This window comes from Shewanella sp. MMG014, assembly GCF_018100775.1.
GTDB classification, from domain to species: Bacteria; Pseudomonadota; Gammaproteobacteria; order Enterobacterales; family Shewanellaceae; genus Shewanella; species Shewanella japonica.
The window spans coordinates 158,378-185,359 of record NZ_JAGJDZ010000002.1 but is presented as its reverse complement, the minus strand read 5'-3'; the positions used below and the strand labels follow the sequence as shown (position 1 = coordinate 185,359).

22 protein-coding genes and 2 tRNA genes are annotated in these 26,982 nt (G+C 39.9%); 15 read left to right on the top strand and 9 right to left on the bottom strand.

What is annotated here, in order from left to right; all coding sequences use genetic code 11:
- Positions 1–290: 290 nt before the first annotated feature.
- The 4 genes from J8L86_RS03780 to J8L86_RS03765 all read left to right on the top strand — a co-directional run bounded on the left by J8L86_RS03780 (position 291) and on the right by J8L86_RS03765 (position 7,190).
- Positions 291–1,919 (top strand): alpha-glucosidase family protein, encoded by a 1,629-nt coding sequence (locus J8L86_RS03780; protein WP_211028784.1) that lies wholly within the window; start codon positions 291–293, stop codon positions 1,917–1,919.
- Positions 1,920–1,997: 78 nt separating this feature from the next.
- Positions 1,998–3,266 carry a sugar MFS transporter gene (locus J8L86_RS03775; RefSeq protein WP_211028782.1) on the top strand — a complete coding sequence of 423 codons (1,269 nt, stop codon included), beginning with the start codon at positions 1,998–2,000 and terminating at the stop codon, positions 3,264–3,266.
- A 191-nt stretch (positions 3,267–3,457) separates the two neighbouring features.
- Positions 3,458–4,675, top strand: coding sequence for an RsmB/NOP family class I SAM-dependent RNA methyltransferase (locus J8L86_RS03770; protein ID WP_211028780.1), 1,218 nt, complete (start codon positions 3,458–3,460; stop codon positions 4,673–4,675).
- 259 nt (positions 4,676–4,934) lie between these two features.
- Positions 4,935–7,190 (top strand): EAL domain-containing protein, encoded by a 2,256-nt coding sequence (locus J8L86_RS03765; RefSeq protein WP_211028779.1) that lies wholly within the window; start codon positions 4,935–4,937, stop codon positions 7,188–7,190.
- 123 nt (positions 7,191–7,313) lie between these two features.
- Here the strand turns inward: J8L86_RS03765 and J8L86_RS03760 are convergent, their stop codons facing one another.
- Together J8L86_RS03760 and ald are read right to left on the bottom strand one after the other, a co-directional pair.
- Entirely contained in the window at positions 7,314–7,733 is a 420-nt protein-coding gene (locus tag J8L86_RS03760) for a secondary thiamine-phosphate synthase enzyme YjbQ (protein ID WP_065107996.1), read from the bottom strand.
- Between the two features lie 550 nt (positions 7,734–8,283).
- Positions 8,284–9,399, bottom strand: a complete 1,116-nt coding sequence (gene ald / locus J8L86_RS03755) for an alanine dehydrogenase (protein ID WP_055026024.1) — start codon at positions 9,397–9,399, stop codon at positions 8,284–8,286.
- Positions 9,400–9,576: 177 nt separating this feature from the next.
- Here ald and lrp point away from each other — a divergent pair, with 177 nt between their 5' ends.
- The 8 genes from lrp (at position 9,577) to J8L86_RS03715 (ending at position 18,706) form a co-directional block, all read left to right on the top strand.
- Positions 9,577–10,083, top strand: coding sequence for a leucine-responsive transcriptional regulator Lrp (gene lrp / locus J8L86_RS03750; protein ID WP_055026025.1), 507 nt, complete (start codon positions 9,577–9,579; stop codon positions 10,081–10,083).
- A 254-nt stretch (positions 10,084–10,337) separates the two neighbouring features.
- The gene (locus tag J8L86_RS03745) at positions 10,338–13,169 is read left to right on the top strand and encodes a DNA translocase FtsK 4TM domain-containing protein (RefSeq protein ID WP_211028770.1); all 2,832 of its coding nucleotides are present in this window, start codon (positions 10,338–10,340) and stop codon (positions 13,167–13,169) included.
- 85 nt (positions 13,170–13,254) lie between these two features.
- Complete coding sequence (lolA, locus tag J8L86_RS03740) at positions 13,255–13,890, top strand: outer membrane lipoprotein chaperone LolA (protein WP_211028767.1); 636 nt, start codon at positions 13,255–13,257, stop codon at positions 13,888–13,890.
- A gap of 6 nt (positions 13,891–13,896) precedes the next feature.
- Positions 13,897–15,228 (top strand): replication-associated recombination protein A, encoded by a 1,332-nt coding sequence (locus J8L86_RS03735; RefSeq protein ID WP_211028765.1) that lies wholly within the window; start codon positions 13,897–13,899, stop codon positions 15,226–15,228.
- A 1-nt stretch (position 15,229) separates the two neighbouring features.
- Positions 15,230–15,607 (top strand): fluoride efflux transporter CrcB, encoded by a 378-nt coding sequence (gene crcB / locus J8L86_RS03730; RefSeq protein WP_055026042.1) that lies wholly within the window; start codon positions 15,230–15,232, stop codon positions 15,605–15,607.
- An 18-nt stretch (positions 15,608–15,625) separates the two neighbouring features.
- Entirely contained in the window at positions 15,626–16,912 is a 1,287-nt protein-coding gene (serS, locus tag J8L86_RS03725; protein ID WP_055026029.1) for a serine--tRNA ligase, read from the top strand.
- A gap of 433 nt (positions 16,913–17,345) precedes the next feature.
- Positions 17,346–17,687 carry a hypothetical protein gene (locus tag J8L86_RS03720; protein ID WP_065108001.1) on the top strand — a complete coding sequence of 114 codons (342 nt, stop codon included), beginning with the start codon at positions 17,346–17,348 and terminating at the stop codon, positions 17,685–17,687.
- Between the two features lie 314 nt (positions 17,688–18,001).
- Positions 18,002–18,706: a hypothetical protein gene (locus tag J8L86_RS03715; protein ID WP_211028763.1), complete on the top strand. Its 705-nt coding sequence runs from the start codon at positions 18,002–18,004 to the stop codon at positions 18,704–18,706.
- 117 nt (positions 18,707–18,823) lie between these two features.
- Here the strand turns inward: J8L86_RS03715 and J8L86_RS03710 are convergent, their stop codons facing one another.
- The 6 genes from J8L86_RS03710 to punR form a co-directional block, all read right to left on the bottom strand.
- Positions 18,824–19,162, bottom strand: coding sequence for a TusE/DsrC/DsvC family sulfur relay protein (locus tag J8L86_RS03710; RefSeq protein WP_065108003.1), 339 nt, complete (start codon positions 19,160–19,162; stop codon positions 18,824–18,826).
- Positions 19,156–19,446 carry a sulfurtransferase complex subunit TusB gene (tusB, locus tag J8L86_RS03705; RefSeq protein WP_055026033.1) on the bottom strand — a complete coding sequence of 97 codons (291 nt, stop codon included), beginning with the start codon at positions 19,444–19,446 and terminating at the stop codon, positions 19,156–19,158. Before tusB ends, J8L86_RS03710 begins: the two co-directional genes overlap by 7 nt.
- Positions 19,446–19,802, bottom strand: a complete 357-nt coding sequence (tusC, locus tag J8L86_RS03700) for a sulfurtransferase complex subunit TusC (protein ID WP_065108004.1) — start codon at positions 19,800–19,802, stop codon at positions 19,446–19,448. The genes tusB and tusC overlap by 1 nt, the downstream gene beginning before the upstream one ends.
- A gap of 20 nt (positions 19,803–19,822) precedes the next feature.
- Entirely contained in the window at positions 19,823–20,212 is a 390-nt protein-coding gene (gene tusD, locus J8L86_RS03695) for a sulfurtransferase complex subunit TusD (RefSeq protein ID WP_065108005.1), read from the bottom strand.
- 99 nt (positions 20,213–20,311) lie between these two features.
- A complete protein-coding gene (locus tag J8L86_RS03690) occupies positions 20,312–20,974 on the bottom strand; it encodes a Bax inhibitor-1 family protein (RefSeq protein ID WP_055026036.1) in 663 nt (220 codons plus the stop codon).
- Positions 20,975–21,234: 260 nt separating this feature from the next.
- The gene (gene punR, locus J8L86_RS03685; protein ID WP_055026037.1) at positions 21,235–22,137 is read right to left on the bottom strand and encodes a DNA-binding transcriptional activator PunR; all 903 of its coding nucleotides are present in this window, start codon (positions 22,135–22,137) and stop codon (positions 21,235–21,237) included.
- Between the two features lie 128 nt (positions 22,138–22,265).
- Between punR and punC the strand changes: the two genes are divergently transcribed.
- From punC to J8L86_RS03670, 3 genes are all read left to right on the top strand, one after another.
- Complete coding sequence (gene punC / locus J8L86_RS03680; protein ID WP_211028754.1) at positions 22,266–23,528, top strand: purine nucleoside transporter PunC; 1,263 nt, start codon at positions 22,266–22,268, stop codon at positions 23,526–23,528.
- 81 nt (positions 23,529–23,609) lie between these two features.
- Positions 23,610–23,700 (top strand) — tRNA-Ser (locus J8L86_RS03675).
- 492 nt (positions 23,701–24,192) lie between these two features.
- A tRNA-Ser gene (locus J8L86_RS03670) sits at positions 24,193–24,283 on the top strand.
- 580 nt (positions 24,284–24,863) lie between these two features.
- On the opposite strand, the gene J8L86_RS03665 is transcribed toward J8L86_RS03670, so the two are convergent.
- Positions 24,864–26,936 (bottom strand): S9 family peptidase, encoded by a 2,073-nt coding sequence (locus J8L86_RS03665; protein WP_247663182.1) that lies wholly within the window; start codon positions 26,934–26,936, stop codon positions 24,864–24,866.
- Positions 26,937–26,982 lie beyond the last annotated feature (46 nt).

The window sequence follows — 26,982 nt, the reverse complement described above, 5'->3', positions numbered from 1 at the left end:
AAAGGTTATGCAGGCTAAAAAAGGCCGTTTTTTTACTTTTAATTAACATTCAAAAGTCTTGTTGCTGATTAATTAAGTTGTTGAATTGTAGCACTTAACTTGTGGTTTTGTATTTTTAAAATTTGTATTAATTCTTTGCATACGTATGCAGCTCTATTGAACCTGATTTCCATATTCACGTATCCTCGAGTCAATTAAATAATAATGACGGCTCGTTACTGGGTCGCAACAAAGAGTTAACTATGTCTAAGTTGTTTAATAGTTAATTCTCTTATTACAGAGGGTGTGCAATGAGTCAGTTATCATGGTGGCGCGGTGGAGTGATATACCAGGTGTATCCACGAAGCTTAATGGATTCCAATGGCGACGGAGTAGGCGATTTACAGGGAATTATTGCGAAACTTGATTACATTGCTAGCTTAAATGTTGATGCGATATGGATATCTCCTTTTTTTAAGTCTCCAATGAAAGACTTTGGTTACGATATTAGTGATTATCTCGATGTTGATCCTATGTTTGGCACCATGAATGACTTTGATGAGTTAATCGCCAAAGCGCACAAATTAAATATTAAAGTGGTTATTGATCAAGTATTGAGTCATACCTCAGATGAACATGCGTGGTTTAAGCAAAGTAAATTAAGCCGTGATAATGATAAATCCGATTGGTATGTTTGGGCAGATCCACAAGAGGATGGAACGGCACCTAATAACTGGCTAGCTATCTTTGGTGGTTGTGCTTGGGAGTGGGAACCACGTCGTCAGCAGTATTATTTGCATAACTTTCTTAAAAGTCAGCCAGATCTTAACTTTCATAACCCAGAAGTGAGAAAAGCGGTTCTAGATAATGTGGAGTTTTGGCTTAAAAAAGGTGTCGATGGTTTCCGTTTAGATGCCATTACCTTCTGTTACCATGATGAACAACTTCGAGATAACCCTGCAAAACCTAAAGATCAACGTCAAGGGCGAGGTTTCAGCGAAGATAACCCTTACGCGTATCAGTACCATTATTATAATAATACTCGCCCACAAACGGTTGGTTTTATCGAAGATTTACGTGCATTGATCAATAAGTATCCTGGTGCAGTGACCTTAGGTGAAGTCTCATCTGAAGATTCGCTTGCGACGATGGCAGAATATACTCAAGGTGACGATCGTTTACACATGGCATATAGCTTTGAATTACTCACCAATGATTTCAGTGCTGCTTATATACGTCAAACTGTTGAAGAGTTAGAAGCCAGTATTGGAAATGGGTGGCCTTGTTGGGCTATTGGTAATCATGATGTTCAACGTGTTGCGACACGATGGGGCAAAGGTGAAGCGAACCCTGACTTAGTCAAAATGCTAAATGGCTTGTTGTTTTCACTTCGCGGCAGTGTGTGTAGTTACCAAGGTGAAGAACTGGGCTTAACTGAAGCGCCTATTGAATATGAGCAATTACAAGACCCGTTCGGTATTACATTCTGGCCAATGTTTAAAGGTCGAGATGGTTGTCGTACGCCTATGCCTTGGGATCATGCCCATTTGCAAGCAGGGTTCAGTCAAAGTAAGCAAACATGGTTACCCATACCTGATGTCCACAAACAGTTAGCTGTCGATGTTCAGGAACAAAATAGCAATTCAACTTTACACGCATATCGTCATTTCTTAGCTTGGCGCAAAGATTTCCCTGCATTAATTGCAGGTGACATTAAGTTTATTGATAGCAGTGAACCTATTCTTGCTTTCACACGTCATTTCGAAACACAAACCTTGTTAGTGGTATTTAACCTGGCAAATAAAACTCACGAGTTTGATGTTTCGAACTTTACAATTAACCAAGTCATTACTGACCATGGTTTGGCGAGTGCAGTTGTAGATAAAAACAATCGCGTTTTTCTCGATGCATTTAACTGTTTCTTCGCTGTGATTGATTAAATCTTAAATAGCGATCTCACGATCGCTGTTCATATATTCAATTAACAACCATTACACAATAACAAGAGTAACAAGAATATGGCCTCTACTATCTCTAGTTCTAATACGACCGTTAGCCATTCAGGTGATGGAAAATACCGGTTTGCATTGGTTTCGCTGACCTCACTCTTTTTCATGTGGGGATTTATCACGTGTCTTAACGACATTTTAATCCCGCACTTAAAGGCTGTATTTTCATTAAGCTATACCGAAGCTATGCTGATTCAATTCTGTTTTTTTGGTGCTTACTTTTTAGTGTCTTTACCTGCGGGTAAGTTAGTCAAAAAACTCGGCTACCAGCGCGGTATCGTTACTGGATTAGTTATTGCAAGCTTCGGTTGTGCGTTGTTTTACCCTGCAGCTGATTTAGCCGTTTATGGTTTGTTTTTAGGGGCACTTTTTGTATTGGCATCAGGGATTACTATTTTACAAGTTGCTGCTAATCCTTATGTAAATGCACTTGGGAGCGAAGAAACCGCTTCTAGCCGTCTTAATTTAACCCAAGCTTTCAATGCGCTAGGCACGACAGTTGCGCCATACTTTGGCGCTATCTTGATTTTATCGGTCGCTACAGGTGCCGTTGGGGAAATGAGTCATGCTCAAGCCGAAGCTGAAGTCGTTAAAATGCCGTATCTGTTTCTTTCGGCCACTCTAGCCATTTTAGCAATTATTTTTGCCAAACTGTCTTTACCCGTTATTGAAGAGCACGTAGAACAAGAAACCACAGGTGAAGTGAGCTATAAAGGCAAAACCAGTGCGGTACAAAGCTTACATCTAGTATTAGGTGCAGTGGGTATTTTTGTTTATGTTGGTGCTGAAGTCTCTATTGGTAGCTTTTTAGTTAATTTTTTAGGTGAAGAGCACATTGTTGGCTTACAAGAAGCTGATGCTGCTAAATACATTACCTATTATTGGGGCGGAGCTATGGTAGGGCGCTTTATCGGTTCAGCTGTAATGCAAAAAATTGCTGCAGGTAAAGTATTAGCCTTTAATGGTTTGGTTGCCGCAATATTGGTGTTAGTGGCAATGTATACCAGCGGTGAAGTTGCCATGTATGCCATTTTAGCCGTGGGGTTATTTAATTCAATTATGTTCCCGACCATTTTCAGTTTAGCACTAAGAGATTTAGGGCCGCACACGTCACAAGGCAGTGGTATATTGTGTTTAGCTATTGTTGGTGGTGCAATCATTCCTTTATTGCAAGGTGTCATGGCTGATTCAATGGGCATTCAACCAGCATTTATATTGCCTGTAGTTTGTTATGCTTTTATCGTATTTTACGGTGCTAAAGGCGCTCAGATGTCATAATTCAGTTAGATAATTATGTCGTAACTAACAAGCAGCCTTATGGCTGCTTTTTAGTTTTCTACTTAGGCCTTGTTAATTCGGCTTAAAGCCTGATAAATCATAATCAATACTTGCGCTACAGCCTGATAGCTCCTATGATCCATCCGCTTTTCCTATATAAATTTCTTTTCCATAATTCTGTGAGATTTTCAATGCTGACTTTTCCACTTTCTGGCAGTTCTTCTGAGCTGGTAATCGATGTGCTAACCATGGTGTTAACTGATGGTAAACCATTAGATAGAGCATACTCTCACAATTTCTCAGGCCGTCAATTACCGCCAGCAGAGCTTGCGCGAATTACAACGGTAACGGGCGATATCCTGCGTCGACTAAACTTATATTGTGAACTTGTAGATATACAAGCTTCTGATATCGAACGTATGGGCTCGAAATTATTAAATGGCTGGCATTTGTTTCATGAATTAGATCTACCGAAAATGGAATATGCTTTACCCGTTGATCAAGATGATTTTGCGCAGAAACTCGCTGAAGCGAAAACTAAACCAGCACTGTGGGACGGTTGTCCTGAATGGTTAGATGATATTGGCGCTGCGCAACTTGGCGAAAAATGGCCAGCTGAGCGTGCTGCATTAGCAATGCCTCCAAAACGTTATATTCGAGCGAATAGTTTAAAAGCGAGTCGTGAAGAGTTAAAGCAACGTTTAACAAGAGAGCTGGTAGCAACCAACGAAGTCGAAGGTGTTGAGAGTGCATTAGAAGTGCGATCTGATTCAGCATTATTTAAAACGGCAGCGTTTAAAGAAGGCTTTTTTGAGCAACAAGATGCGGGTTCTCAATTAGTTGCAGCAGCAGTCGACGCTAAACCGGGGATGCGTGTTGTAGATGCTTGCGCTGGCGCTGGTGGTAAAACCTTACATATTGCAGCGCAAATGCAAGGTAAAGGCCGTTTGCTAGCAATGGACGTTGAACAATGGAAACTCGACAATTTAAAAGCACGTGCGAGAAGAGCAGGTGCTCACAATGTTGAGACTCGAATTATTGCCAGCAGTAAAACAATTAAACGCCTAAAGTTAACGGCTGATCGCGTACTGTTAGACGTACCATGCTCTGGTTTAGGTGTGTTAAAACGTAATCCAGATGCAAAATGGCGAGATACGCCTGAACGTTTACCTATTCTAATGGAATTACAGAAAGATATTTTGCAAAGCTACAGCAGAATGGTGAAAGTTGGCGGTATATTGGTTTATGCAACTTGCTCAATTATGCCTGATGAAAATCGTAATCAAGTCGATGCATTTTTAGCCGCTAACCCGCATTTTAGCTTTATCGATGATGAAGAAATTTTAGTTTCAGAGCACGGGTTTGATGGTTTTTACTTAGCGAGAATGGAACGCGTTAGCGAAGCGTAAACTCAGTTGTTTTAATTTAAAACAAGTTATCAAAGCAGTCATGTTAGCAGACATTACTGCTTTTTTTGTTCTTCTAAGAACAAAATATACCAAAGCATATTTTTGTAAGAGAATCATACTAGCTAGGTGTTTGTCCCAGATAGAGATGTTAAATTTTAGTAATACTTTGGTTGATCTTCTTTGTTTTTATGAATAATCTCAATAGTAAATTAAAAATAAAAACTAGTATTATAGGCTAGCTGTAATGCTAAGGAGCTCTATGGAAAGTGCCCAATTTCAACCAATGAATATTGAAGAACATGCCGTACTAAGTCATCGTTCATCAAGTATCGTGCGTTATAGTACGATACTTTCTATGGTTTTAGATGGGTCACCACTCAGAGAAATCCTCCATTCATTAGTCCTTTCCATAGAAGCGCAAAAAATCGGTACTAAAGCCTCAGTATTATTGCTAAGCAATGATAAAAAAAGATTACTGACTGGTGCTGCTCCAAGTTTACCTGAAGAATATAACCAAGCAATTCATGGTGTTGAAATCGGTATTGATGTTGGTTCATGCGGCGCTGCTGCTGCAACCAAAAAACGTGTCATTGTTGAAGATATTGCAAATCACCCCAATTGGGCCGCCTATAAAGAACTACCGCTTAAAGCAGGGTTAAAAGCGTGTTGGTCAGAGCCTATTATCGATACCCATGGCAATGTACTTGGTACTTTTGCCATGTATTACGATACGATTAAATCTCCTGCTGGCGTTGATCTTGAGTTAATACAAGAAGCTGCAAAGCTTGGAAGCCTTGCCATAGAGCGTAGTCAGGGGCTGCATTTACAACGATTAACTAGCCGTATATTTAATAAACTGCCAATGGGCTTGATTATCACCAATGATGAACATTCAATTTTGTCCGTTAACCCTATGTTCAAAACCATCACGAGAGACTTTACTGCTGACAAGCAATGTTTCGATCCTAATGTTTTTTTTGAGCAATCCGATCCGGTAGTACTGGAGTCAATGCTGAAGAACATTCATCGTGGCAATACTTGGCAAGGTGAGTTACTTGCTTATAAGCGAAATGGGCAAACCTTTGATGCTGATGTTACGGTCACCACTTTCAGGGATTATCATGGTGAACAGAATTGTTTTTCTTGGCTTATTACTGATATTAGCGAGCACAAAAATGCAAATCGTTTGATCCATTTTCAAGCAAATAACGATGCATTAACGAGTTTAGCTAATCGTCGTTGTTTCTTAGATAAAATCTATGACTATGTTTGGCAAATAGAGCGTACCCATCAAAAAGGGGCGGCTTGTAGTGTTCTATTAATGGATATTGATAATTTCAAACAGATTAACGATAGTTTGGGACATGAAAATGGCGACGTATTACTAAAAGAAGTATCAAACCGTTTAGCCAATGTCGCTCCTTCAAATGGCTTATTAGCTAGAATCGCGGGTGATGAATTTGGTTTATTCATTCCTGGCAAAATCTCTACCTCAGATCTAATCAGCATTGCCAAAGATATCAACCAAGTGGTGACTGATAAAATTAATATAGATAATCAACAAGTTCACCCCTCTATTAGTATTGGTATTTCTCGATACCCTGAAGACTCTACCATTGTTGAATCTTTGGTCAATTGTGCCAGCCAAGCGATGTATGACGTTAAGTTAACCGGTCGTAACGGTTATCAGTTTTTTAATAAGACAATGCAGCAAAATGCTGAACGTACCGCTTATTTGCAAATGGAGATGACTAAGGCATTAAATGAGAAAGGGTTTGAATTGTACTTTCAGCCAATAGTGTCGACTCAAAATACTCATATTGCTAAGGCTGAGATTCTATTGCGCTGGAAGCTTCACGGTGAGTTTGTGTCACCTGAGGAGTTTATTCCTATAGCTGAGCATTCGGGTTTAATCGTACCAATTGGAAAGTGGGTTAGAGAAAAAGCCATCAAGCTGATTAATCAATTTGTTGAACAAAATACGCCTATTGCACTGTCGGTCAATGTATCGACCTGCGAATTCTTAAATGATGAGTTACAACATCAATTTATTGATTCAATCAAATCCTGCAGTGAACAATCATGCAAAACCGCATTTCCGTTTGAGTTATTAACCTTGGAAATTACCGAGTCGCTAATGATGGACCAGCATCAAAATATTGAAACCTTACTCATACGATTAAGGGAGTGGGGAATTAAAATATCGGTCGATGACTTCGGCACTGGTTACTCATCGTTATCTTATCTTGCCAACTTCCCAGTTGATCAGATAAAAATTGATAAAGCGTTTATCCAAAAAATTGAACAGGGCGCACGGCATAAAGCATTAGTAGAAGCCATTGCGAGTATGAGTAATGCTTTAGAGTTAACTGTTACAGCTGAAGGCGTTGAAACACAAACTCAGTTAGATTTCGTTAAAACGCAAAAAGTCGACGATATTCAAGGTTACTTTTTTTATAAACCAATGCCGCAACAGGAGTTTTTAGCATTAGTTGAAAAACAATTTTGCTCTTAAGCTAACTAAATAAATACTGAAATAAACTAAGCTTAGATAACCCTTAATACTTGATGTTATTTAACTGTGATATGTCGCCTTATAAAATCGATATAACACCGCTTTCGATGACTATCAGACATTTTACTCACCATTTATAGTAACCAGTAAACGCCGACGTCCGCCATGGTTACGATGTTCTCCAAGATATATTCCTTGCCAGGTGCCTAGCTCAAGTTGGCCATTTTTAATCGGTATGGTTACTTGGCAACCTAATAAGCTAGACTTTAAATGAGCGGGCATGTCGTCACTGCCTTCATAGGTATGAATATAATAAGGCTCATTTTCTGCAGCGACACGGTTGAAGTAAGATTCAAAATCTTGCCTTACACTTGGATCTGCATTTTCATTGATTGTGATGGAAGCGGAAGTGTGTTGTAAAAAGACATGCATTAAACCAACTTTTAGCTGATTAAGTTCGGGGATTTGATTGAGAATTTCGTCTGTGACGATATGAAATCCACGTGTTTTTGATGCGAGTTGTACTTGCTTTTGTAGCCACATAACTTAATCACTGAAATGGTAAAAATGAGTCCAAATTGTAGTTAAAATCAGTCATTTTTCCAACAGTTTAAAATTCTGTTCAAAAAAACTAACTCAGTAGAAAACACTATTAGGATGATTAACGTGATGATTTGGCGTGTTTTATTTGTTGTATTTTTTGAAACCCTTACCAGCATTGACTTACAAGGCTTCCTTTAAACGCTTAATCAAAAAACACTAAAAATGCTGTCAAGAGCAGAATTATCAAATTATTTACTTAAGCAATAGCTAATAAAAAGATTAACACGTGTTAGCTGAGTGTAAAACAAACGATTGATACAAATTGATGCACTTTATGTTGCGTATTAAAGCCGTGTTTTTTGTGTACGTGGAGTGCATTAAACGCGCTTTTCAATGGCATTTAATGTGTTTAAAAATTGAGAAGTTTATGCATTTTGGAATAAAAAGTAAGACGTGTTTAGCTTAGGTATAACCGGAAAGGGAATAAAAAAAGCCGCTTAATTAGCGGCTTTTAAATATGATTTAATCAACTAAATCAAGCTGATATTGTTTACGCTAGCATGCTTTTAGGCTCAGTAAATTCAAGTTCTAATGCTTCTGCAACTTCTTTGCAGACAAGCTTGCCATGAATAACGTTTAAGCCATTTAATAAATGCTTGTCGTCTAATAACGCTGCTTTGTAACCTAAGTTCGCTAACTTAATGATATAAGGCAGTGTAGCGTTATTGAGTGCGAAAGTTGATGTACGTGCAACGGCACCAGGCATGTTGGCAACACAGTAATGAACAACATCATCAACAATGTAAGTTGGCTCTTGGTGAGTTGTTGCGTACGACGTTTCAACACAACCACCTTGGTCAATAGCTACATCGACAATCGCACTACCTGTTTTCATGCGTGAAATCATGTCGCGAGTCACTAATTTAGGGGCTGCAGCGCCAGGAACTAGGACACCACCAATAACAAGATCCGCTTCTAGAACATGACGTTCAATTGCATCAGCTGTTGAGTAAATCGCTTTAACTGAAGAGCCAAATTGCACGTTTAAACGACGTAAGGCATCGATACTTCTATCAAGCACAACAACGTCTGCGCCCATACCCACAGCCATTTGCGCAGCATTAGTGCCGACCATACCGCCGCCAATTATCACGACTTTAGCTGGCTCAACACCTGGAACACCACCAAGTAACATACCGCGACCACCTAAAGACTTTTCAAGTGCGCGTGCACCAGCTTGAATCGACATACGTCCAGCAACTTCTGACATTGGAGCAAGTAACGGTAAGCCGCCACGATCATCAGTGACAGTTTCATATGCGATACAGACAGACTTACTCTTAATTAAGTCTTCTGTTTGCGGCATATCCGGAGCTAAATGCAAGTAAGTAAATAGGATTTGATCTTCACGAAGCATAGCGCGTTCAACAGCTTGCGGCTCTTTTACTTTGACAATCATGTCTGACTGAGCAAAGACTTCTGCAGCTGTTTCTAAGATAGAAGCACCAGCGTCAATATAATCTTGGTTGGTAAAGCCAATGCCCATACCGGCATTAGATTGAACGAATACATCATGGCCTTTAATCGTTAATTCACGAACGCTTGAAGGAACCATACCTACACGGTACTCGTGGTTTTTGATTTCAGTAGGGATACCAATAATCATTTTGTGCCTCTATTTAAATTTGTCGGTGTCGACATCTCAATTGTTATTATATTCGGTCGCCTGAACGTGCTTATTTCAGGGAAGTCTAGTATAGTGCCCTAGACGCAGTTTATGCTGCTAAACTTTACACATTAAAAGATGAATATGTTGTTTTTGTGCTAAAGCAAGGTTAATAATATGGCAAATAATAAAAAAAATTCTGTAAAAGATTTAGATCGGATTGACCGTAATATCCTCAATGAACTTCAAGTTGATGGTCGCATATCAAACGTGGAGTTATCCAAGCGAGTTGGGTTAAGTCCGACTCCTTGTTTAGAGCGAGTTAAGCGTCTTGAAAAACAAGGTTATATTAATGGCTATACAGCATTAGTTAACCCGCATTATCTTGGTGCATCTTTACTTGTCTTTGTGGAAATCACGTTAACACGAGATACGCCCGATATTTTTGAGCGCTTCAACAAAGCAGTTCAGTTGTTAGATGATATTCAAGAGTGTCATCTAGTTTCTGGTGACTTTGATTATTTACTGAAGACTCGAGTATCTGACATGTCGGCATATCGTCGTTTATTAGGTGAGACACTACTTAAGTTGCCATCAGTTTCTGATACTCGTACTTACGTGGTCATGGAAGAAGTCAAACAAACTAATAAAGTCGCATTAAATTTATTAGCAGATAGCTACTAAACTTTCTGACCAAATAAAATAAAGGGCGTTGCCCTTTATTTTTTTATCTAAAATCCCACTTCTTGGCTTTTTACCGCCTAAATTGCTTACTTTTTACTCCAAAATCCCTTTGTTAATTAAATATTGGTTATGCAGGCATCTATATGAAAACATTAGGTTGAGCTTGGCTTTCAAGCATTGCATAATCACTGCAACGTCATTGATATTCTGTTATTGTTATCATTCTTATTTAATTCATATTCAGGTGTTTTCGTTTGTCTCAGGGAAATAGTCTTCAAACACTTAGTGGTCTACAGCGTCTTCTTGAAGGTGGCCTAATCATTTGTTGCATGACAGCAACATATATCCTTTTAGCTTTAAGTAGCTTTGACCCGAATGATCCAGGCTGGAGCCAGTCCCATTATCAAGGGGAAATCAGTAATTTAACTGGTGCAGTGGGCGCGTGGACTGCAGATGTCTTGTTCTACTTTTTTGGCTTTATTGCTTACCTTATTCCCATCATTATTGCGGCAACAGGTTGGTTCATATTCAACCGAACTCATAAATTGTTTGAAATTGACTACTTTTCGGTTGGATTAAGAATCATTGGATTCATGCTTATGGTATTAGCCTTAGCTGCGTTAGCGAGTATGAATGCTGATGATATTTATGTTTTTTCAGCAGGTGGTGTTGCGGGAGATGTCATTGGCCAAGCTATGCTGCCTTACTTTAATAATCTTGGCACGACACTCTTGTTGCTTTGCTTTATTGGTGCAGGCTTTACATTAGCGACAGGTATTAGCTGGCTCACGGTCATTGAAGGCACAGGTTACGGCACGATATGGTGTGTCAAAAAAATTATAAGTTTGCCTACCTACTTTTCTGGAAATACAGAAACAGAAGACACGCGAGGTTTCTTGTCTGTTGTCGATAAATTCAAGCAGGGTCGTGACAATGCCAATGTAACTGCTGACGGTAATACGCAATTCAGTGCACCACAACATGATGAAAGTCAGGGCGTCAATCAAATTACCCCTGCAACGACACGTGAATATGGCGGAAAACTAGAACCTCAGTTCACCGCCGACAACGAAGAATCAAACCATGATTCCGTTTACGTTGATGAAGATAATAGCGTAGATAAACCTTCGGTTTTCTCGCGTTTAAAATCTAAACTTTCACCACGTCGTCAACAAGTAAATGATGCTTTGGATGACGAATATATGAATGACTCAGAGCAGGCTCAGGCAAATATAAATGAGCAGGGCAGAGTCGAACCTCAATTAAACACAAATGACGCTATTGTAGCTGATGACACGCCCGCGTGGGCCGCAACAGGTGATGCTCCAGCGGTTGACCTTACTCAACAGAACCAACAAAACAGTGTTGCTGAGTTTGGCGATGAGTTTGAACGTACGACGTCTATTGGTGCAACGGTTATGGCTGCTGCGGTTAAAAACCAGCAATCAGACTCGGTATCAGATTCTGTGGCTTCTACTGAAAGCGAACCCGTTCAAGCAAGTGCAGCTGAAAAACCGTATGTTGCCGAGGGGATCATTGTTATTCCTGGTCAAGAGCCGCAAGTGGTCACGAGTCAGCCAAGAGTGGCAATGCCGCCATTACCGAGTATCAGTTTATTAGATGTACCTGATCGTAAAGAAAACCCAATAACTAAAGATGAGCTAGATATAGTTGCAAGGCTTGTTGAAACTAAATTAGCTGATTTTAACATTGTCGCAAACGTGGTTGGCGTATTCCCAGGACCGGTTGTGACAAGGTTTGAACTTGAACTTGCACCAGGTGTTAAAGCCTCGAAAATTACAAACCTTTCTAAGGATTTAGCGCGCTCTCTACTTGCTGAAAGTGTTCGTGTTGTAGAGGTCATTCCAGGAAAAGCCTATGTTGGGTTAGAGTTACCTAACAAATTCCGTGAAACGGTCTTTATGCGAGATGTGCTTGACAGTAAAACCTTTGATGAAAGCCAGTCGAACTTATCTATGGTGCTGGGTGAAGACATCGCGGGCGACCCTGTTGTTGTTGACTTAGGTAAAATGCCGCATTTATTAGTAGCGGGTACTACAGGCTCGGGTAAGTCTGTAGGTGTTAACGTCATGATCACCAGTATCCTTTATAAATCTGGTCCTGATGATGTTCGCTTTATCATGATTGACCCGAAAATGTTGGAACTGTCGGTTTATGAAGGCATTCCGCACTTACTTTGTGAAGTTGTCACCGACATGAAAGAAGCAGCCAATGCGCTGCGTTGGTGTGTTGGGGAAATGGAACGCCGTTATAAATTAATGTCGGCGCTGGGTGTACGTAACCTTAAAGGCTACAACACCAAGATTAAACTGGCTAAAGAAGCTGGCACTCCGATCGTTGACCCGTTGTGGAAATCATCGGAAAGCATGGATGAACAAGCGCCTGAGTTAGATAAATTACCTTCAATAGTCGTTGTGGTTGATGAGTTTGCCGACATGATTATGATTGTTGGTAAAAAGGTAGAAGAGTTGATTGCTCGTATTGCCCAAAAAGCGCGAGCTGCGGGTATTCATTTGATACTAGCAACCCAAAGACCTTCTGTGGATGTGATTACTGGTTTGATTAAAGCCAACGTTCCAACACGGATAGCTTTCCAAGTTTCTTCAAGAATTGACTCTCGAACCATTTTAGATCAACAAGGTGCAGAAACCTTACTTGGCATGGGTGACATGCTTTATTTGCCACCAGGGACAAGCGTTCCTATTCGTGTTCACGGCGCGTTTATTGACGATCACGAAGTGCACAAAGTGGTTGCTGATTGGCATGCACGAGGTAAACCACAATATGTTGATGAAATTCTAAATGGCGTAAGCGAAGGTGAACAAGTATTACTGCCAGGTGAAACAGCTGAGACTGATGACGATACCGATCAACTTTATGACGAGGCAGTGGCATTTGTTACTGAAACGCGTCGTGGCTCAATATCCAGTGTGCAACGTAAGTTTAAAATTGGATATAACCGAGCCGCTAGAATCATCGAGATGATGGAAGCGCAGGGGATTGTCAGTACACAAGGCCATAACGGAAATCGTGAAGTATTAGCGCCACCACCGCCTAGAGGCTAACATTAACCTGATTGGCAATGGTACCTCAAATATGAGGTAGTGTGTAATAAGCGTTCTGCACCTCAAACAAGTAGTAGGAAACAATATGACAAAAAGTGTTGGTGTAATTTCAATGGTAGCCTTGTTGCTATCTGCTAACGTGATGGCAGATGATTCACAAGCATTGCGTAGCAAATTGGAACAACTTGAATCATTAAAAGCGAATTTTACACAAGAAGTCACAGATATTAACGACAAAGTTATTCAAAGTGGTAGTGGCATCTTTGCATTAGCATACCCCAATAAATTCTTTTGGCATTTGACTGAACCTGATGAGTCATTAATCGTCGCTGATGGCTCTGATTTATGGATATATAACCCGTTTGCAGAAGAGGTGACGGTAATGGATTTTGCTGATGCAGTTGAAGCATCGCCAATCGCATTATTGGTACATCGAGATGAGAGTACATGGCAACAATACCATGTTAGCCAAGTGCAACCAGAGTCTGGTAAAGCGTGTTATTTGATTAAGCCTAAATCATTGGATACGTCTGTTGTGACTGTCACTGTGTGCTTTAACGATTCAGGCATTAGTGATTTTAGCTTACTTGATCAGCAAGGTAATCATAGTCAATTTGCTTTAAGCGAACAGACTAATGTATCAACAGAAGAAAAGGGGTTGTTTGAGTTTGTTATCCCAACAGATGTCGATATTGATGATCAGCGTCAATCAGAGCGATAAATCATAGTGGCTAATTTAGGATTTGACTTTGCCCCTGACTTTCGCCCATTGGCTGCTAGAATGCGTCCAAGGGATATCAGTGAGTATGTCGGGCAGTCTCATCTATTAGGTGAAGGTCAACCTTTAAGGCAAGCTCTTGAAGCCAATCGTGCTCACTCAATGTTACTTTGGGGGCCACCAGGAACGGGTAAAACTACCCTAGCAGAGCTCGTTGCCCATTATGCGAACGCGCATGTTGAGCGAATTTCTGCTGTAACGTCTGGTGTAAAAGAAATTCGAGCGGCTATAGAACAAGCTCAAGCCGTGGCACAAAGCAGAGGCCAACGTACTTTATTGTTTGTTGATGAAGTACACCGCTTTAATAAAAGCCAACAAGATGCATTTTTACCCTTTATTGAAGATGGCACGGTTATTTTTGTTGGTGCCACCACGGAAAATCCTTCATTTGAGTTAAACAACGCGTTGTTATCTCGAGCAAGAGTCTATTTAATCAAACCACTTTCTGACCAAGACATTGCTACAATTATCCAGCAAGCCTTAACGGACGAAGAGCGTGGCTTTGGTACTCGTCATTTTGTTATGCCAGATGACGTGATGCAGCAATTAGCCAGCATTTCAGATGGCGATGCGAGAAAAGCATTAAACTTATTAGAGTTAATGAGTGACTTGGTTGACGATAATGGCAGTTTTACACCAGACATGTTGACGCAAGTTGCTGGGCACCAAATGGCAGCTTATGACAAAAATGGCGATCAATTTTACGATTTAATTTCGGCAGTGCATAAATCAGTTCGCGGTTCCGCTCCCGATGCCGCTTTATACTGGTATTGTCGTATATTGGAAGGTGGCGGCGATCCGCTATATGTTGCAAGACGATTGCTAGCAATCGCTTCAGAAGATATCGGCAATGCAGATCCAACGGCAATGAATATTGCGATAAACGCTTGGGATTGCTTCCACCGAGTGGGACCTGCAGAAGGTGAAAGAGCAATTGCACAAGCGATAGTGTATATGGCAAGTGCCCCAAAAAGTAATGCCGTTTATACTGCTTTTAAAGCCGCAAGAGCATTAGCACGTGAGTCAGGCCATGAATCAGTGCCAGATCATCTACGAAATGCACCAACTCAACTAATGAAAAATATGGGATTGGGGGCAGAATATCGCTACGCTCATGATGAACCTGGCGCGTATGCTCCAGGGGAAAATTACTTCCCAGAATCATTACAAGACAGCCAATTTTACTATCCAACAGAACGTGGTTTTGAAAAACGGATAAAAGATAAATTGGTCCATTTGGCTGAACTTGACAGAACAAGTGAGGTAAAACGATATGATTAGCTTGACCAATATCATGTTTGTGGCACTCGGCGGCTCTATTGGAGCAGTTTTTCGCTATGTTATTTCAATTTTAATGCTTCAGCTATTTGGAAGCAGTTTTCCTTTTGGTACACTGTTGGTCAATATATTGGGATCATTCATAATGGGCATTGTATATGCCATTAGTCTCGAAACCTCGCATTTAAGCCCAGAGCTAAAAGCGATGGTCGGAGTTGGCCTTTTAGGTGCTTTAACCACATTCTCGACTTTTTCCAATGAAACATTATTGCTAATGCAAGAGGGACTCTTCATTAAAGCAATTCTCAACGTGTTGTTGAATGTCATCCTATGTATATTCATGGTGTATGTCGGTCAGCAGCTAGTATTTTCTCGCATTTAACTATTAAGAATATATAACATGTTAGATCCAAAATTTTTGCGTAACGAACTTGAAGTCACAGCTGAGCTTTTAGCACGACGTGGCTTTATCCTTGATGTTAGCCGCTTAACTGCTTTAGAAGAAACACGTAAGTCGCTACAAGTGGAAACAGAAGAATTACAAGCATCCCGTAATGCAATCTCTAAATCCATTGGTCAAGCAAAGTCTCGTGGCGAAGATGTTAGTGAAATCATGGCGAAAGTGGGTGACTTAGGTTCTCAGCTCGATGCGAAGAAATCAGAACTAGCAGCGTTATTAGCAGAGCTAAATGGTATTGCGATGAGCATGCCTAACTTACCTGATGATGAAGTACCAGCAGGCGCTGACGAAAATGATAACGTTGAAGTTCGCACTTGGGGTGAGCCGACTAAATTTGATTTTGAAATCAAGGATCACTTAGATCTTGGCGAAGGCTTAGATGGTTTAGACTTTAAAAGTGCCGTTAAAATTACCGGTTCTCGTTTCATTGTCATGAAAGGTCAAATCGCTCGTTTAACTCGAGCTGTCGGTCAGTACATGCTAGATCTTCATACTGAAAACCATGGTTATACTGAAATGTATGTACCACTTCTAGTCAATGAAGAAAGCTTATTAGGTACAGGTCAGCTACCAAAATTTGGTGAAGACTTATTCCACACAAAACCTGCTACTGAAGAAGGCCAAGGACTAAGCTTAATTCCTACTGCTGAAGTTCCATTAACTAACATGGTTCGTGACACGATTATCGATGAAGCGGATTTACCATTAAAAATGACGGCATTAACATCATGTTTCCGTAGTGAAGCAGGGTCATATGGCCGTGATACACGTGGCCTTATACGTCAACATCAGTTTGACAAGGTAGAACTGGTTCAAATTGTTAAGCCTGAAGATTCTATGGCAGCACTTGAAGAGTTAACAGGCCATGCTGAAAAAGTATTACAAGGGTTAGGCTTACCTTACCGCACAATGATTTTATGTACTGGCGACATGGGTTTTGGCGCTGCTAAAACCTACGATCTAGAAGTTTGGCTTCCTGCACAAAATACTTATCGTGAAATTTCTTCTTGTTCTAACATGAAGGATTTCCAAGCTCGTCGCATGCAAGCTCGCTACCGTGGCGTTAATGATAAAAAGCCGACATTACTGCATACATTAAATGGTTCGGGTTTAGCTGTTGGACGTACTGTCGTTGCGATTCTTGAAAACTACCAAAATGCGGACGGTTCAATCACGATCCCTGAAGTATTGCGCCCTTATATGCGTGGCTTAGAGAAGATTGGCTAATGCAATTAGCTAATAAAGTGGCTTAACATTCTGTAAGCCAGTTTTCTTTGCAAAAAAAACCAAACCCTGTGTTTGGTTTTTTTATGCCATAAATAAAATAGCGCAAAGTAAAATCTGATTTAATGAAGTTAACACGTGCTGAAATAACAAATTTCAATATGAACACTGTGATTTATTGGATTTACATAGCATGAATGGATAAGTGAAATGCACAAATTCGTCAACCTCTGCAAACAATATGGAGAAAATGTGGAATTGCAACGACGCGCTTCATTTGACCATTGTTAAGGAGTATAAAGGAGATTCTCATAAAAGGTTATTAGTGCCTAAAGCATACAATTTATGACTTTATCGAGGCCGCTGCTTAATTTAAGTCAGTTTTTCGAATAGCCAGATTCTCCTTTTTATTACGGATCAAAAATAAGTGAAAAGAATGTCGTTATTGGTTGTTTTTGTATGCGGATACGGATTAGCAAGTTTTCAAGCAACCCGAGCTCAACTTCAAGATGAGATAAATGATTACCCGAATGAAATTGCTATCGCATCTAAGCTATTAACGCTTTATTCCGAGCAATGTGAAGGTGCTGAGCAGACAAGTTTGTCTCCGTATGTGCAACATGCCACTACGCGTTATCAGTTATTGGTTAATAAAGCTGATAAGTTTCCATATTTTTTAGATCAACATTTTGTAGAGAACCATCTTCAATCAGCATCTGAGTTTAATCAATTAATTCAATCTTCACGTAACCATTTATTTGCTTGTTCTAAATCCTAATCGAGGTAAAGGACACGCAAAATTGGTATTGATCCTTGTATTTATCTTTACTGGACTTTTAGTGTGTTTCTCATTGCCAGCGCTTGGCTCATTCAGTGATTTAGATTCAGTTTATTGTAAGTGATAGTGATGATAGTGATAGTTTTTGCGCTTTGTTAGGCGGTAAGGATGTGCAATGTACTTGTCATCAAAAGTGGTTTAATTTGATTCGCTTGTATTGATTCACTCTTGTTTATTAGTGCAGGTAAACGCTGTCGAGTTTTTAATGCTAAAATGCTTTTCAGCATTTAACACTAAACTTAATCAACGAGTTCATGCTAGAAATTAAATACACCATAGATGACATCACCACCCTAATGTATGTCGATCAAGTTCATATCTTCTGTAATTTCAACAAACAATGGATCACTGCAGCATCATTAAAAACGGGTGACAAAATAATCGCCCGTAATGGTAGCCAAGCAAGTATATTACGAATTGTTGAAGTCGATACTCGTAAACCCAATGCAGAACTAGTGGCTAAATTACGTGACGTTAAGTTAAGTCATAACCATCACTTCTTCGTTACACAACAGCCTCAATCGGCTCTTGAAGTTAGCTGTGAGCAACCACCTGATGACCCACTGGAATTAATTCCATATCAACTTGCCAATAAACCTTCTTACTTACCTAATGGAGAGCCAACAGGTCATCATAGTGGGCCATGGGTTGCTGCAAAGTATGTTGATGAAGTGGGTAATGAGTTTATTGGTTGGGGACGAGCTAATGATCGGCATTGTGCTGAGGATGCAGCTGTTATTGATCTAAAAGATAAAGTTGCAGATATCAGTTTATTAACTCAACAAACTGTCACTATTTCTCATGCCTATATTCGTAAGTACAGTAAGCGTGGTCGGTTAATTAACACCATGAGCCCATGCCAGTATTGTCGTGACAATTATGGTATGGCCCTTAACGACAGTCGAGTAGGGGATAGTAATGTGGTTAAACCTGGACGTGATCATTTGCCAATTGCTTAGTTTATTTAAGCTTATATTGAAGATATTTACCCGTTAACCCGTTAGCTTGTGCGATAACGACACAATTAAAAAAGCCTGAAAGAATAAGTGTCAGGCTTGTTGAAGTCACCTAGTAGGTTAAATGCATTTCGCGGGTTTTGGTAAGCCGGCTATTTTGGTTGCTTGCTTTGCGGGGCCAATAGGGAATAATGTGTAAAGGTATTTAGAATTACCTTTGTCTGGGCCTAATGCTTGACCTATCGCTTTTACTAAAACACGAATAGCTGGGCTAGTTTTGTATTCTAAGTAAAAATTACGAACGAAGTTTATGACTTCCCAATGTTGCTCTGTTAGGACAATGTCTTCTGTGGCCGCTAGAATAGGCGCCATATCAGCTTTCCAATCGGTATAATTTTTTAAATAACCTTTAGCATCAACTTCGATTTGCTGACCGTTAAAGTCAAATGAGTTTACCAAGTGATCACCTTCGTATGTTCCAATGTGGCCAGTACAAACTGGTCATAATCGATAACCTTAATATTGTTTGTCTGAGGTAGGCGAGCGCCTAATCCTCTTGCGTCAATATCTTCAATTAACACGTAAATTTTGATGTTTGATAATCGCTGTTGCCACTCATGATTAAGTAAGCAGTTTATAGCATCGTCTGATAACAAGATGCTGTCTTGCTCTGCGATGTATCGTAAACAGCAGGTTAGTGCGTTATCTGTCGTTGCTGAGTGTTGTATTAGGTGCAATATCATTAGTACACCACCACTTCATTTGCTTGCTGAATTAAAGTTTGGATGTGTTTTTCTGAGGCTAATTCAGCTTCAAAGTTAAAATCTTTAGCTGTAATACCAAATTGTACTGCTGAATCTCGGCAGACTAAAACAGTATCAATATCGTATAAACTTAATGCTTTGAAAGTCGACAGGTAATCTTTACTTCCCACAAGTTCAGGTTGTTGTTCAGGCAGTAAATGCAGTACAGCTTCATCGGTAAATATAATACTGACTTCTTGCTCGAAACTTGCACTGAGCATAGCAAAGTCTAAGCCTTCACGACTGGATGTATTTCCAATAGGGCTTTTTCTGAAGATGACGCAGATTTTTTTCATATCCATTCCTGTATGCATCACTAAAAGCAAAGCAATCTGTCTGATTGCTCAATACCCGTGACTAACTCACCTAAACCACCCATAGTAAATTGTTCACTAGCATTATATTGCTGCTTGTCATTTTCTAATGCATCTTGTGCCGATAGAACTCCACGCCTTAATGCAGCAGAGACGCAATTGACTAATTTGACATTATGTTCTGATGCCAGTTTAGTCCAAGCGCGGTGTAAATCATGCTCATCAGATGCTGGGCAAACGAGGCTATTACTGTTGAATACACCTTGCTGATAAAAGAAGATATGGCTGACTTGATGACCTAGTGATAAAACACTTTCAGTAAAACGAAGCGCTCTAAAACTGGCAGTAGACCCATAAACTGTGCCATTAACTTGGATAATAAATTTACTCATAACAATAAAAAATGGCTCCTGAATGAGGAGCCATTTTAGCCTAGTTAACTGATTAATCACAGTGGATTTATAAAGTGACTGACCCGTTACTTGACGCTATTAATCATCATTTCCCATACCAAGCAGGTGAAGAAGTGCCATGAATAGGTTGATGAAGTTTAAGAATAACGAAATTGTAGCGCGGATATAGTTTGTTTCGCCGCCATTTACGATACGACTTGTATCGTAAAGGATTAAACCAACCATAATCATAGCGACAGCAGCTTGTAATGCCATGAACATAGCACCGCTATTAACAAAGAACATATTGATTAATGAAAGGCCAATAACAACAAGTAGGCCGGCGAATAAGAAGCCACCCATAAAGTTAAAGTCTTTCTTCGTCGTTATTGCGTAAGCTGATAAAGATACAAAAATAACAGACGTTAAACCAAATGCTTGCATGATAAGCTCTGGGCCATTATTCAAACCAACATAGTGATTTAGAATATAGCCTAATGAAGCACCTTGCATACCTGTAAAGGCAAATATCCACGCTAATCCTGAAGCATTGTCAGCTTTTTTTAAGGTTACCATCATGACGACAATACTACCAAGAGATAAACCGATAGACATGAATGGGCCGATATTTAACGCCATTGCAACACCCGCCATTACAGCAGCAAATGCTAATGTCATAGACAGCAGCATATAAGTGTTTTTAATGAGTTTGTTGGTTTCCATCGTCGTGGCTTGTTGGCCCGACAAAGTTTGTTGATTCATAACAGTCTCCGAGACGTTAAAAAGAGTGTAATTTAACAAAATGCTCTCTCAGCACATGGTAAATTACTGATAACTTAACTTGATGATACAACAGCTTTGCTACAGCTTAAAGTCATCATGATGAACTAGTTGATTTTGCGCCATTAATTTATCTTCAATGTCGCAAAATCAGACAATATGTTGCGCATTAACCTTATTGTTGAAAACAATACTTAAATGAACATTAAATTGGTCAATCTTAAAGGACGACAAAGCCGTGTTTACGCTAACCATTCACGATGGAGCTTGTCTGTATCACCAAGATAGTCGAGCACCCATTCAAGTGCTGGGGACATTTTTTCTTGATTCCAAGCAAGACAACATGGGCTTGCATTTTTAGGGTTTTCTAAGGTTTTCGCAATCAATGAACCCGATTGGATAAAAGGCTTAGCGAGATTAAGTGGCATATAACCAATACCTGAACCGTCTCTAAAGCAATTAATGGCTCGAATCCAATCAGGCACAACTAGACGGCGTTGATTGTCGAGTAGCCATGTGGTTCGTTTAGGGATCTCTCTTGACGTATCTTCAAGACAAATAGAAGGGTAGATACGTAATTCATCATCAGTTAAAGGACGATCGATTTCTGCTAATGGGTGGTTTTTACTGACTAAAAATGCCCATTCAATGTCTCGCATATCTTTATACTGAAAAACACCACCGACAGGTATCGCAGTGGTTGCACCAATGGCAATATCACTTCTGCCTGTAGCTAATGCTTCCCAAACGCCATTAAACACTTCAATGCGAATAATTAATTCTACATCACTAAAGTGGCGGTAAAAATCTGAGATCAGCACACTGATTCGGTCTGCTCTAACAATGTTATCTAACGCAATAGAAAGTGTAGGTTGCCAACCGTTTGCGACACGTTGAGTGCTTCGTTTTAGGTCATTCATTTCAGCCAGCAACTCTCTTGCATGTTGGACAAAATGTTTACCTGGCTCCGTTAAGCTAACACTGCGATGATGCCTTTCAAACAAAATGACACCAAGTTCATCTTCAATTTGTTTTACTGCGTAACTAACGGCTGATGGAACTTTATGCAATTGATTAGCTGCAGCGGTGAAACTACCTACACGAGCGACAATATCAATCATTTCCAATGCTTGTTCTGAAAGCATAGAGGGCGATCCTTTGCTGTGAAAAAATATGAATGCAGTCATCAAAAGTAAACGTTTCACAAACATTTTGCAAGTCATTAGACTGCACGCTGATTTTTAACAGCCCTTTATTTGGAATTATTTTTAAGATGACTAATGCGTCTTCAAACACTGCCAATGTGCAGTATTTTATTTTATTAGCCTATTTAGCTTTGTTAAGTATGTTAGGTTTTATTGCAACTGATATGTACTTGCCTGCATTTCAGAATATTGCTGATTCTTTTTCAACAAGCTTGAATAACGTCGCTTTTTCATTGACTACATTCTTAGCAGGTCTTGCCATAGGCCAATTATTATATGGTCCTTTAGTTGAAAAAATTGGTAAGCAAAACGCATTAATTGCGGGTTTAACGTTATTTGCCGCAGCAAGTGGCGTCATTGTGGCAAGTGATTCAATTATGATGTTAAATATTGCCCGTTTTTTTCAAGCATTAGGAGCATGTAGTGCTGGTGTCATTTGGCAAGCCATCGTCGTTGAAAAATACGATGCTGACAAAGCGCAAAAAGTGTTCTCGAATATTATGCCGCTAGTGGCTTTATCTCCAGCTGTTGCGCCGTTAATTGGAGCTGCGATTGTTAATTCATTTGGCTGGCGTGCGGTATTTGTTACTTTAGTTATTGTGGCCATTTTACTTATCGTACTCACTAAATGGTTAGTGGCAAGTGAATCAAAACAAGCTGAAGTGCAGCAAGGCATCAGCTATAAAAGCATTGTGAAAAACACACGTTACTTAGGAAACGTGGTTATTTTTGGAGCGTGTTCGGCTGCATTTTTTAGTTACTTAACTGTGTGGCCAAGTGTCATGATTAAGTTTGGCTACGAAGCGCAGGCGATTGGACTCAGTTTTATTCCTCAAACCATCATGTTTATCGTAGGTGGTTATATGAGTAAGGTATTAGTTAAAAAGTGCGGAGCACAATCAGCCCTTAAATACTTACTAGGTTTATTCTTTGCTTGTGTTGCTTTAATTGCGTTAGTCACTTTAGTTATGACTATGGAAACTATATATCCATTGCTGATTTCTTTCTCTGTTTTAGCGGCGGCCAACGGTGCGATTTATCCTATTGTGGTCAATAACGCATTACAGCAGTTTAGTCAGAATGCGACTAAAGCAGCTGGCTTACAAAACTTTATTCAAATCGGAATGGCCTTTGGGGCTTCGAGCATTGTTGCTATGCTGGCTCAATATGCTGAAATGACGATTGGGTTAGGCATTTTACTAAGCGCTGTTGGAGTCTATTTAGGTTACTTGTTATCTAAGCAAGATAGTTGGGCGAGTATGTCGAATAATTTTGTAGCGCCAGACCCAGCAAGAGTAGGGCTCTATTCAGATAAAAAATCGACAGATTGATTGTAAGTCAAGCAATCGATTAGTTTTATTAGTTTTAGTACTTTACAGCAAACATCGAGAGCATTATTATTCACGTCGTTCGGAGAGATGGCAGAGTGGTCGAATGCACCGGTCTTGAAAACCGGCATGGGTTTGTAGCCCATCTAGGGTTCAAATCCCTATCTCTCCGCCATATTTATCGAAAGAGCCCGCTAGCAATAGCGGGCTTTTTTGTTTCTGGATTCTAACTTTTAATGAAATGGTTTGTAGGGTGCCAATGTAGGGTTCAAACACTAACTCTGCGCCATATTTATCGAAAGAGCCCGCTAGCAATAGCGGGCTTTTTTGTTTCTAGATTCTAACTTTTAATGAAATGGTTTGTAGGGTGCCAATGTAGGGTTCAAACCCTAACTCTGCGCCATATTTAGAAAAGCCCGTTACTGCAAAGTAGCTGGCTTTTGGCTTTTTGTAATTTGAAATTTTGGCAATGGGTTTGTAGCGCAATAAAGGCAAGAGTAGAATCTGAGTTCCATATGTTTATTTTTTGCAGATTCTAGTATTGATTTGCTCAGCCTACGCAACTGCTCACTAAACTCACTATTTGATGCATAGTTAGCCAAACAATCATTATCTTTAAATTAATACTTTACACTAACCAGAGTGATAGCTATTATCTTGCTCGTTCGGAGAGATGGCAGAGTGGTCGAATGCACCGGTCTTGAAAACCGGCATGGGTTTGTAGCCCATCTAGGGTTCAAATCCCTATCTCTCCGCCATATTTAAAAAAGCCCGCTATTTTATAGCGGGCTTTTTGCTTTTTCGATTTTGAAATATTGGCAATGGGCTTGTAGTGTAATCGATGTAGGGTTAAAACCTTATCTCTCCGCCATATTTATCGAAAGAGCCCGCTAGTAATAGCGGTTTTTTTGTGTGTCTAGATTCGAACTTTTATTGAAATGGTTTGTAGCGTAATCGATGTAGGGTTAAAACCTTATCTCTCCGCCATATTTATCGAAAGAGCCTGCTAGTAATAGCGGTTTATTTGTGTCTGGATTAGAACTTTTATTGAAATGGTTTGTAGCGCAATCGATGTAGGGGTCAAACCCTATCTCTCCGCCATATTTAGAGAAGCCCGCTATTTTATAGCGGGCTTTTTGCTTTCTATATTTAGAAGTTTTAGCAATAGGGTTGTAGCGTAATCAATGTAGCTTCATATTCCTTTCTCTTTGCCATATTCAGAAAGCCTATAGCGATGGGTGAGTAACCTATTGATACGAAGATCTAAAAGCACATCACACACTTTAATGAAAAAGCCAGAGCATGGCTCTGGCTTAGAAAGGGCATAATACTATTTAGCTATTGGTATTTCTCGAACCACCAAAGAATATGAGCGACTTTAGACATTAAGTTACTTGGGCGTTTATAAATCCCATGTGGCGCATCTGGAATTCTAACCATTGCTGTATCGATATTGCGAAGTTTTAATGCTTGGTAGTATTGCTCTGTTTCTGCAATAGGCGTTCGCTGATCCGCATCACCAGTTAATAGCATAGTTGGAGTTGTAACGTTTCCTACATAGCTTATTGGTGAAAGTTTCATGTAGTGAGCTGTATCTTCCCATGGCATTTTTTTAAACCAGTTTTTGATAACAAATGGATAAATATCTGTTGTTAATGCGAAGCTGTACCAGTTAATGACAGGCTTAGCGATAACAGCTGCTTTAAATCTATCGGTGTGACCAATGATCCATGCTGTTAATACGCCTCCGCCCGAGCCACCAGTGACAAATAGCGCGTCCTCATTAATTGCCTCTTGGGCGATGACACCGTCTACCACAGACATTAAGTCATCATAATCTTGGCTTGGGTAATTGTTATGTATAGTTTGGGCAAACTCCTTACCGTAACTATCACTTCCTCGAGGGTTTGCATAAACAACTACATATCCGCTCGCTGCCATTAACTGCACTTCTGCTGAAAAATGAGGACCGTAATTTGTGACTGGGCCACCGTGAATTTCTAAAATCAACGGAAACTGTTTGCCAGCCTCTTTTGCGGCTTTGTAACCTGGTGGGTAGGCAATCCATGCTTGAATATTACGATCATCATAAGACGACTTGACGTTGATTTCTTTTATATCGGCTAATGTTTTGTAATCGAGAGCATCACTGTTGAGATCTGTTAACTGTTGAGTTTTGCCTTTTCGAGTGATTGCAATATCTGCTGGGCGTTGTGGATCAGAGTAAGTGAAAGCAATAGTACCATTCTCAGCTACATCAAAATCACTGCCTGTATAAGGTCGGCCAAATGCGAGGCCTCCAAGGTTCTTAGCTACTATCTTACGTTTACCATTTAATGGTTGATAAGCGACATAAGTTTCACCTTTATCGTGATAGCTCATATACACAGCTTTACTATTGTCAGCCCATTGGATGCTATTGATTGAGCGATCTAAATCAGTCGTGATTGCACGTTTATTACTGCCATCAATATCCATGACATACAATAAAGTGTTCTCATAATTCATATGATGTTGATCGTAGCCTAAATAAGCAATGTAATTACCGTTAGGTGATACATGAGGTGCATTGTCAGGCCCAAGTCGGTCAGTGAGTTGGCTAACTTTTTGAGTCTGGATATCAACACTAAATATATTGCTATCAGTCCATTCTAATTCTTTATCTTCACGGGTGTTCGTTGCATAAATTATCTGTTTGCCGTCTTTTGTCCAACTGAGGTTGCTGCGATGATCAAATTGACCTTGGGTAATTTGTCGAGCAGAGCCACCATCAGCAGACATGACAAAAATATGGCTATGACCAGGTTTCGTAAAACCAGCACCGTCAAAACGGTAGTACATATCATCAATATAAACTGCTGGTTTAGCCCACTTCGCGTTATGTGGTTTACCGGGTAAAGATACAACTGACTTTGGTTTGCTTGGAACAAAACGAGTAAAGGCTATTTTTGTGCCATCTGGTGACCAAGTAAGGTTACTAGGCGCATGACTAAAATGACTCATTTGGCCTACATCACCGCTTTCTAACCATTTAATATGTATTTGAGGTGAACCACTCGCGGTTGATACATAAGCAAGCTTGCTGTTATCGGGTGATAAAGTTGGAGAAAAGTCCACATGCAAGCCATTAGTTACAGGGGTTAAACGCTTTTTGTTGTCGACCTTCCAGATATTGCCGAGCTTTTTATCACTTTGAATATCCATGTAGTTTCTAACGAAGTAAACCTCATCTCCGTCGTTATTGATTTCAAGGTTTGAGGCATATTCGAGGGTAAAAATATCCTCAAGTTGCAATGTATTGTCGGGGCTAGCTTGCGTAACCGCTGATTGAGTATCCGCAATTGCCATTGTTGAGCTAATAGCAACGGCCATAGGCGTCAGCATTAACACCAGATATATGCCTTTGTTCATGTGTATTCCTTGACGAGTAAAATTAAGCATTGGAGAAGTATGAATC

What these genes read in the sequence shown, in the direction of transcription:
- J8L86_RS03780 (WP_211028784.1), top strand. Translation starts at nt 291, where the DNA reads ATGAGTCAGTTATCATGGTGGCGCGGTGGAGTGATATACCAGGTGTAT.
- J8L86_RS03775 (WP_211028782.1), top strand. Translation starts at nt 1,998, where the DNA reads ATGGCCTCTACTATCTCTAGTTCTAATACGACCGTTAGCCATTCAGGT.
- J8L86_RS03770 (WP_211028780.1), top strand. Translation starts at nt 3,458, where the DNA reads ATGCTGACTTTTCCACTTTCTGGCAGTTCTTCTGAGCTGGTAATCGAT.
- J8L86_RS03765 (WP_211028779.1), top strand. Translation starts at nt 4,935, where the DNA reads ATGGAAAGTGCCCAATTTCAACCAATGAATATTGAAGAACATGCCGTA.
- J8L86_RS03760 (WP_065107996.1), bottom strand. Translation starts at nt 7,733, where the DNA reads ATGTGGCTACAAAAGCAAGTACAACTCGCATCAAAAACACGTGGATTT.
- ald (WP_055026024.1), bottom strand. Translation starts at nt 9,399, where the DNA reads ATGATTATTGGTATCCCTACTGAAATCAAAAACCACGAGTACCGTGTA.
- lrp (WP_055026025.1), top strand. Translation starts at nt 9,577, where the DNA reads ATGGCAAATAATAAAAAAAATTCTGTAAAAGATTTAGATCGGATTGAC.
- lolA (WP_211028767.1), top strand. Translation starts at nt 13,255, where the DNA reads ATGACAAAAAGTGTTGGTGTAATTTCAATGGTAGCCTTGTTGCTATCT.
- serS (WP_055026029.1), top strand. Translation starts at nt 15,626, where the DNA reads ATGTTAGATCCAAAATTTTTGCGTAACGAACTTGAAGTCACAGCTGAG.
- J8L86_RS03720 (WP_065108001.1), top strand. Translation starts at nt 17,346, where the DNA reads ATGTCGTTATTGGTTGTTTTTGTATGCGGATACGGATTAGCAAGTTTT.
- J8L86_RS03715 (WP_211028763.1), top strand. Translation starts at nt 18,002, where the DNA reads ATGCTAGAAATTAAATACACCATAGATGACATCACCACCCTAATGTAT.
- tusB (WP_055026033.1), bottom strand. Translation starts at nt 19,446, where the DNA reads ATGATATTGCACCTAATACAACACTCAGCAACGACAGATAACGCACTA.
- tusC (WP_065108004.1), bottom strand. Translation starts at nt 19,802, where the DNA reads ATGAAAAAAATCTGCGTCATCTTCAGAAAAAGCCCTATTGGAAATACA.
- tusD (WP_065108005.1), bottom strand. Translation starts at nt 20,212, where the DNA reads ATGAGTAAATTTATTATCCAAGTTAATGGCACAGTTTATGGGTCTACT.
- J8L86_RS03690 (WP_055026036.1), bottom strand. Translation starts at nt 20,974, where the DNA reads ATGAATCAACAAACTTTGTCGGGCCAACAAGCCACGACGATGGAAACC.
- punR (WP_055026037.1), bottom strand. Translation starts at nt 22,137, where the DNA reads ATGCTTTCAGAACAAGCATTGGAAATGATTGATATTGTCGCTCGTGTA.
- punC (WP_211028754.1), top strand. Translation starts at nt 22,266, where the DNA reads ATGACTAATGCGTCTTCAAACACTGCCAATGTGCAGTATTTTATTTTA.
- J8L86_RS03665 (WP_247663182.1), bottom strand. Translation starts at nt 26,936, where the DNA reads ATGAACAAAGGCATATATCTGGTGTTAATGCTGACGCCTATGGCCGTT.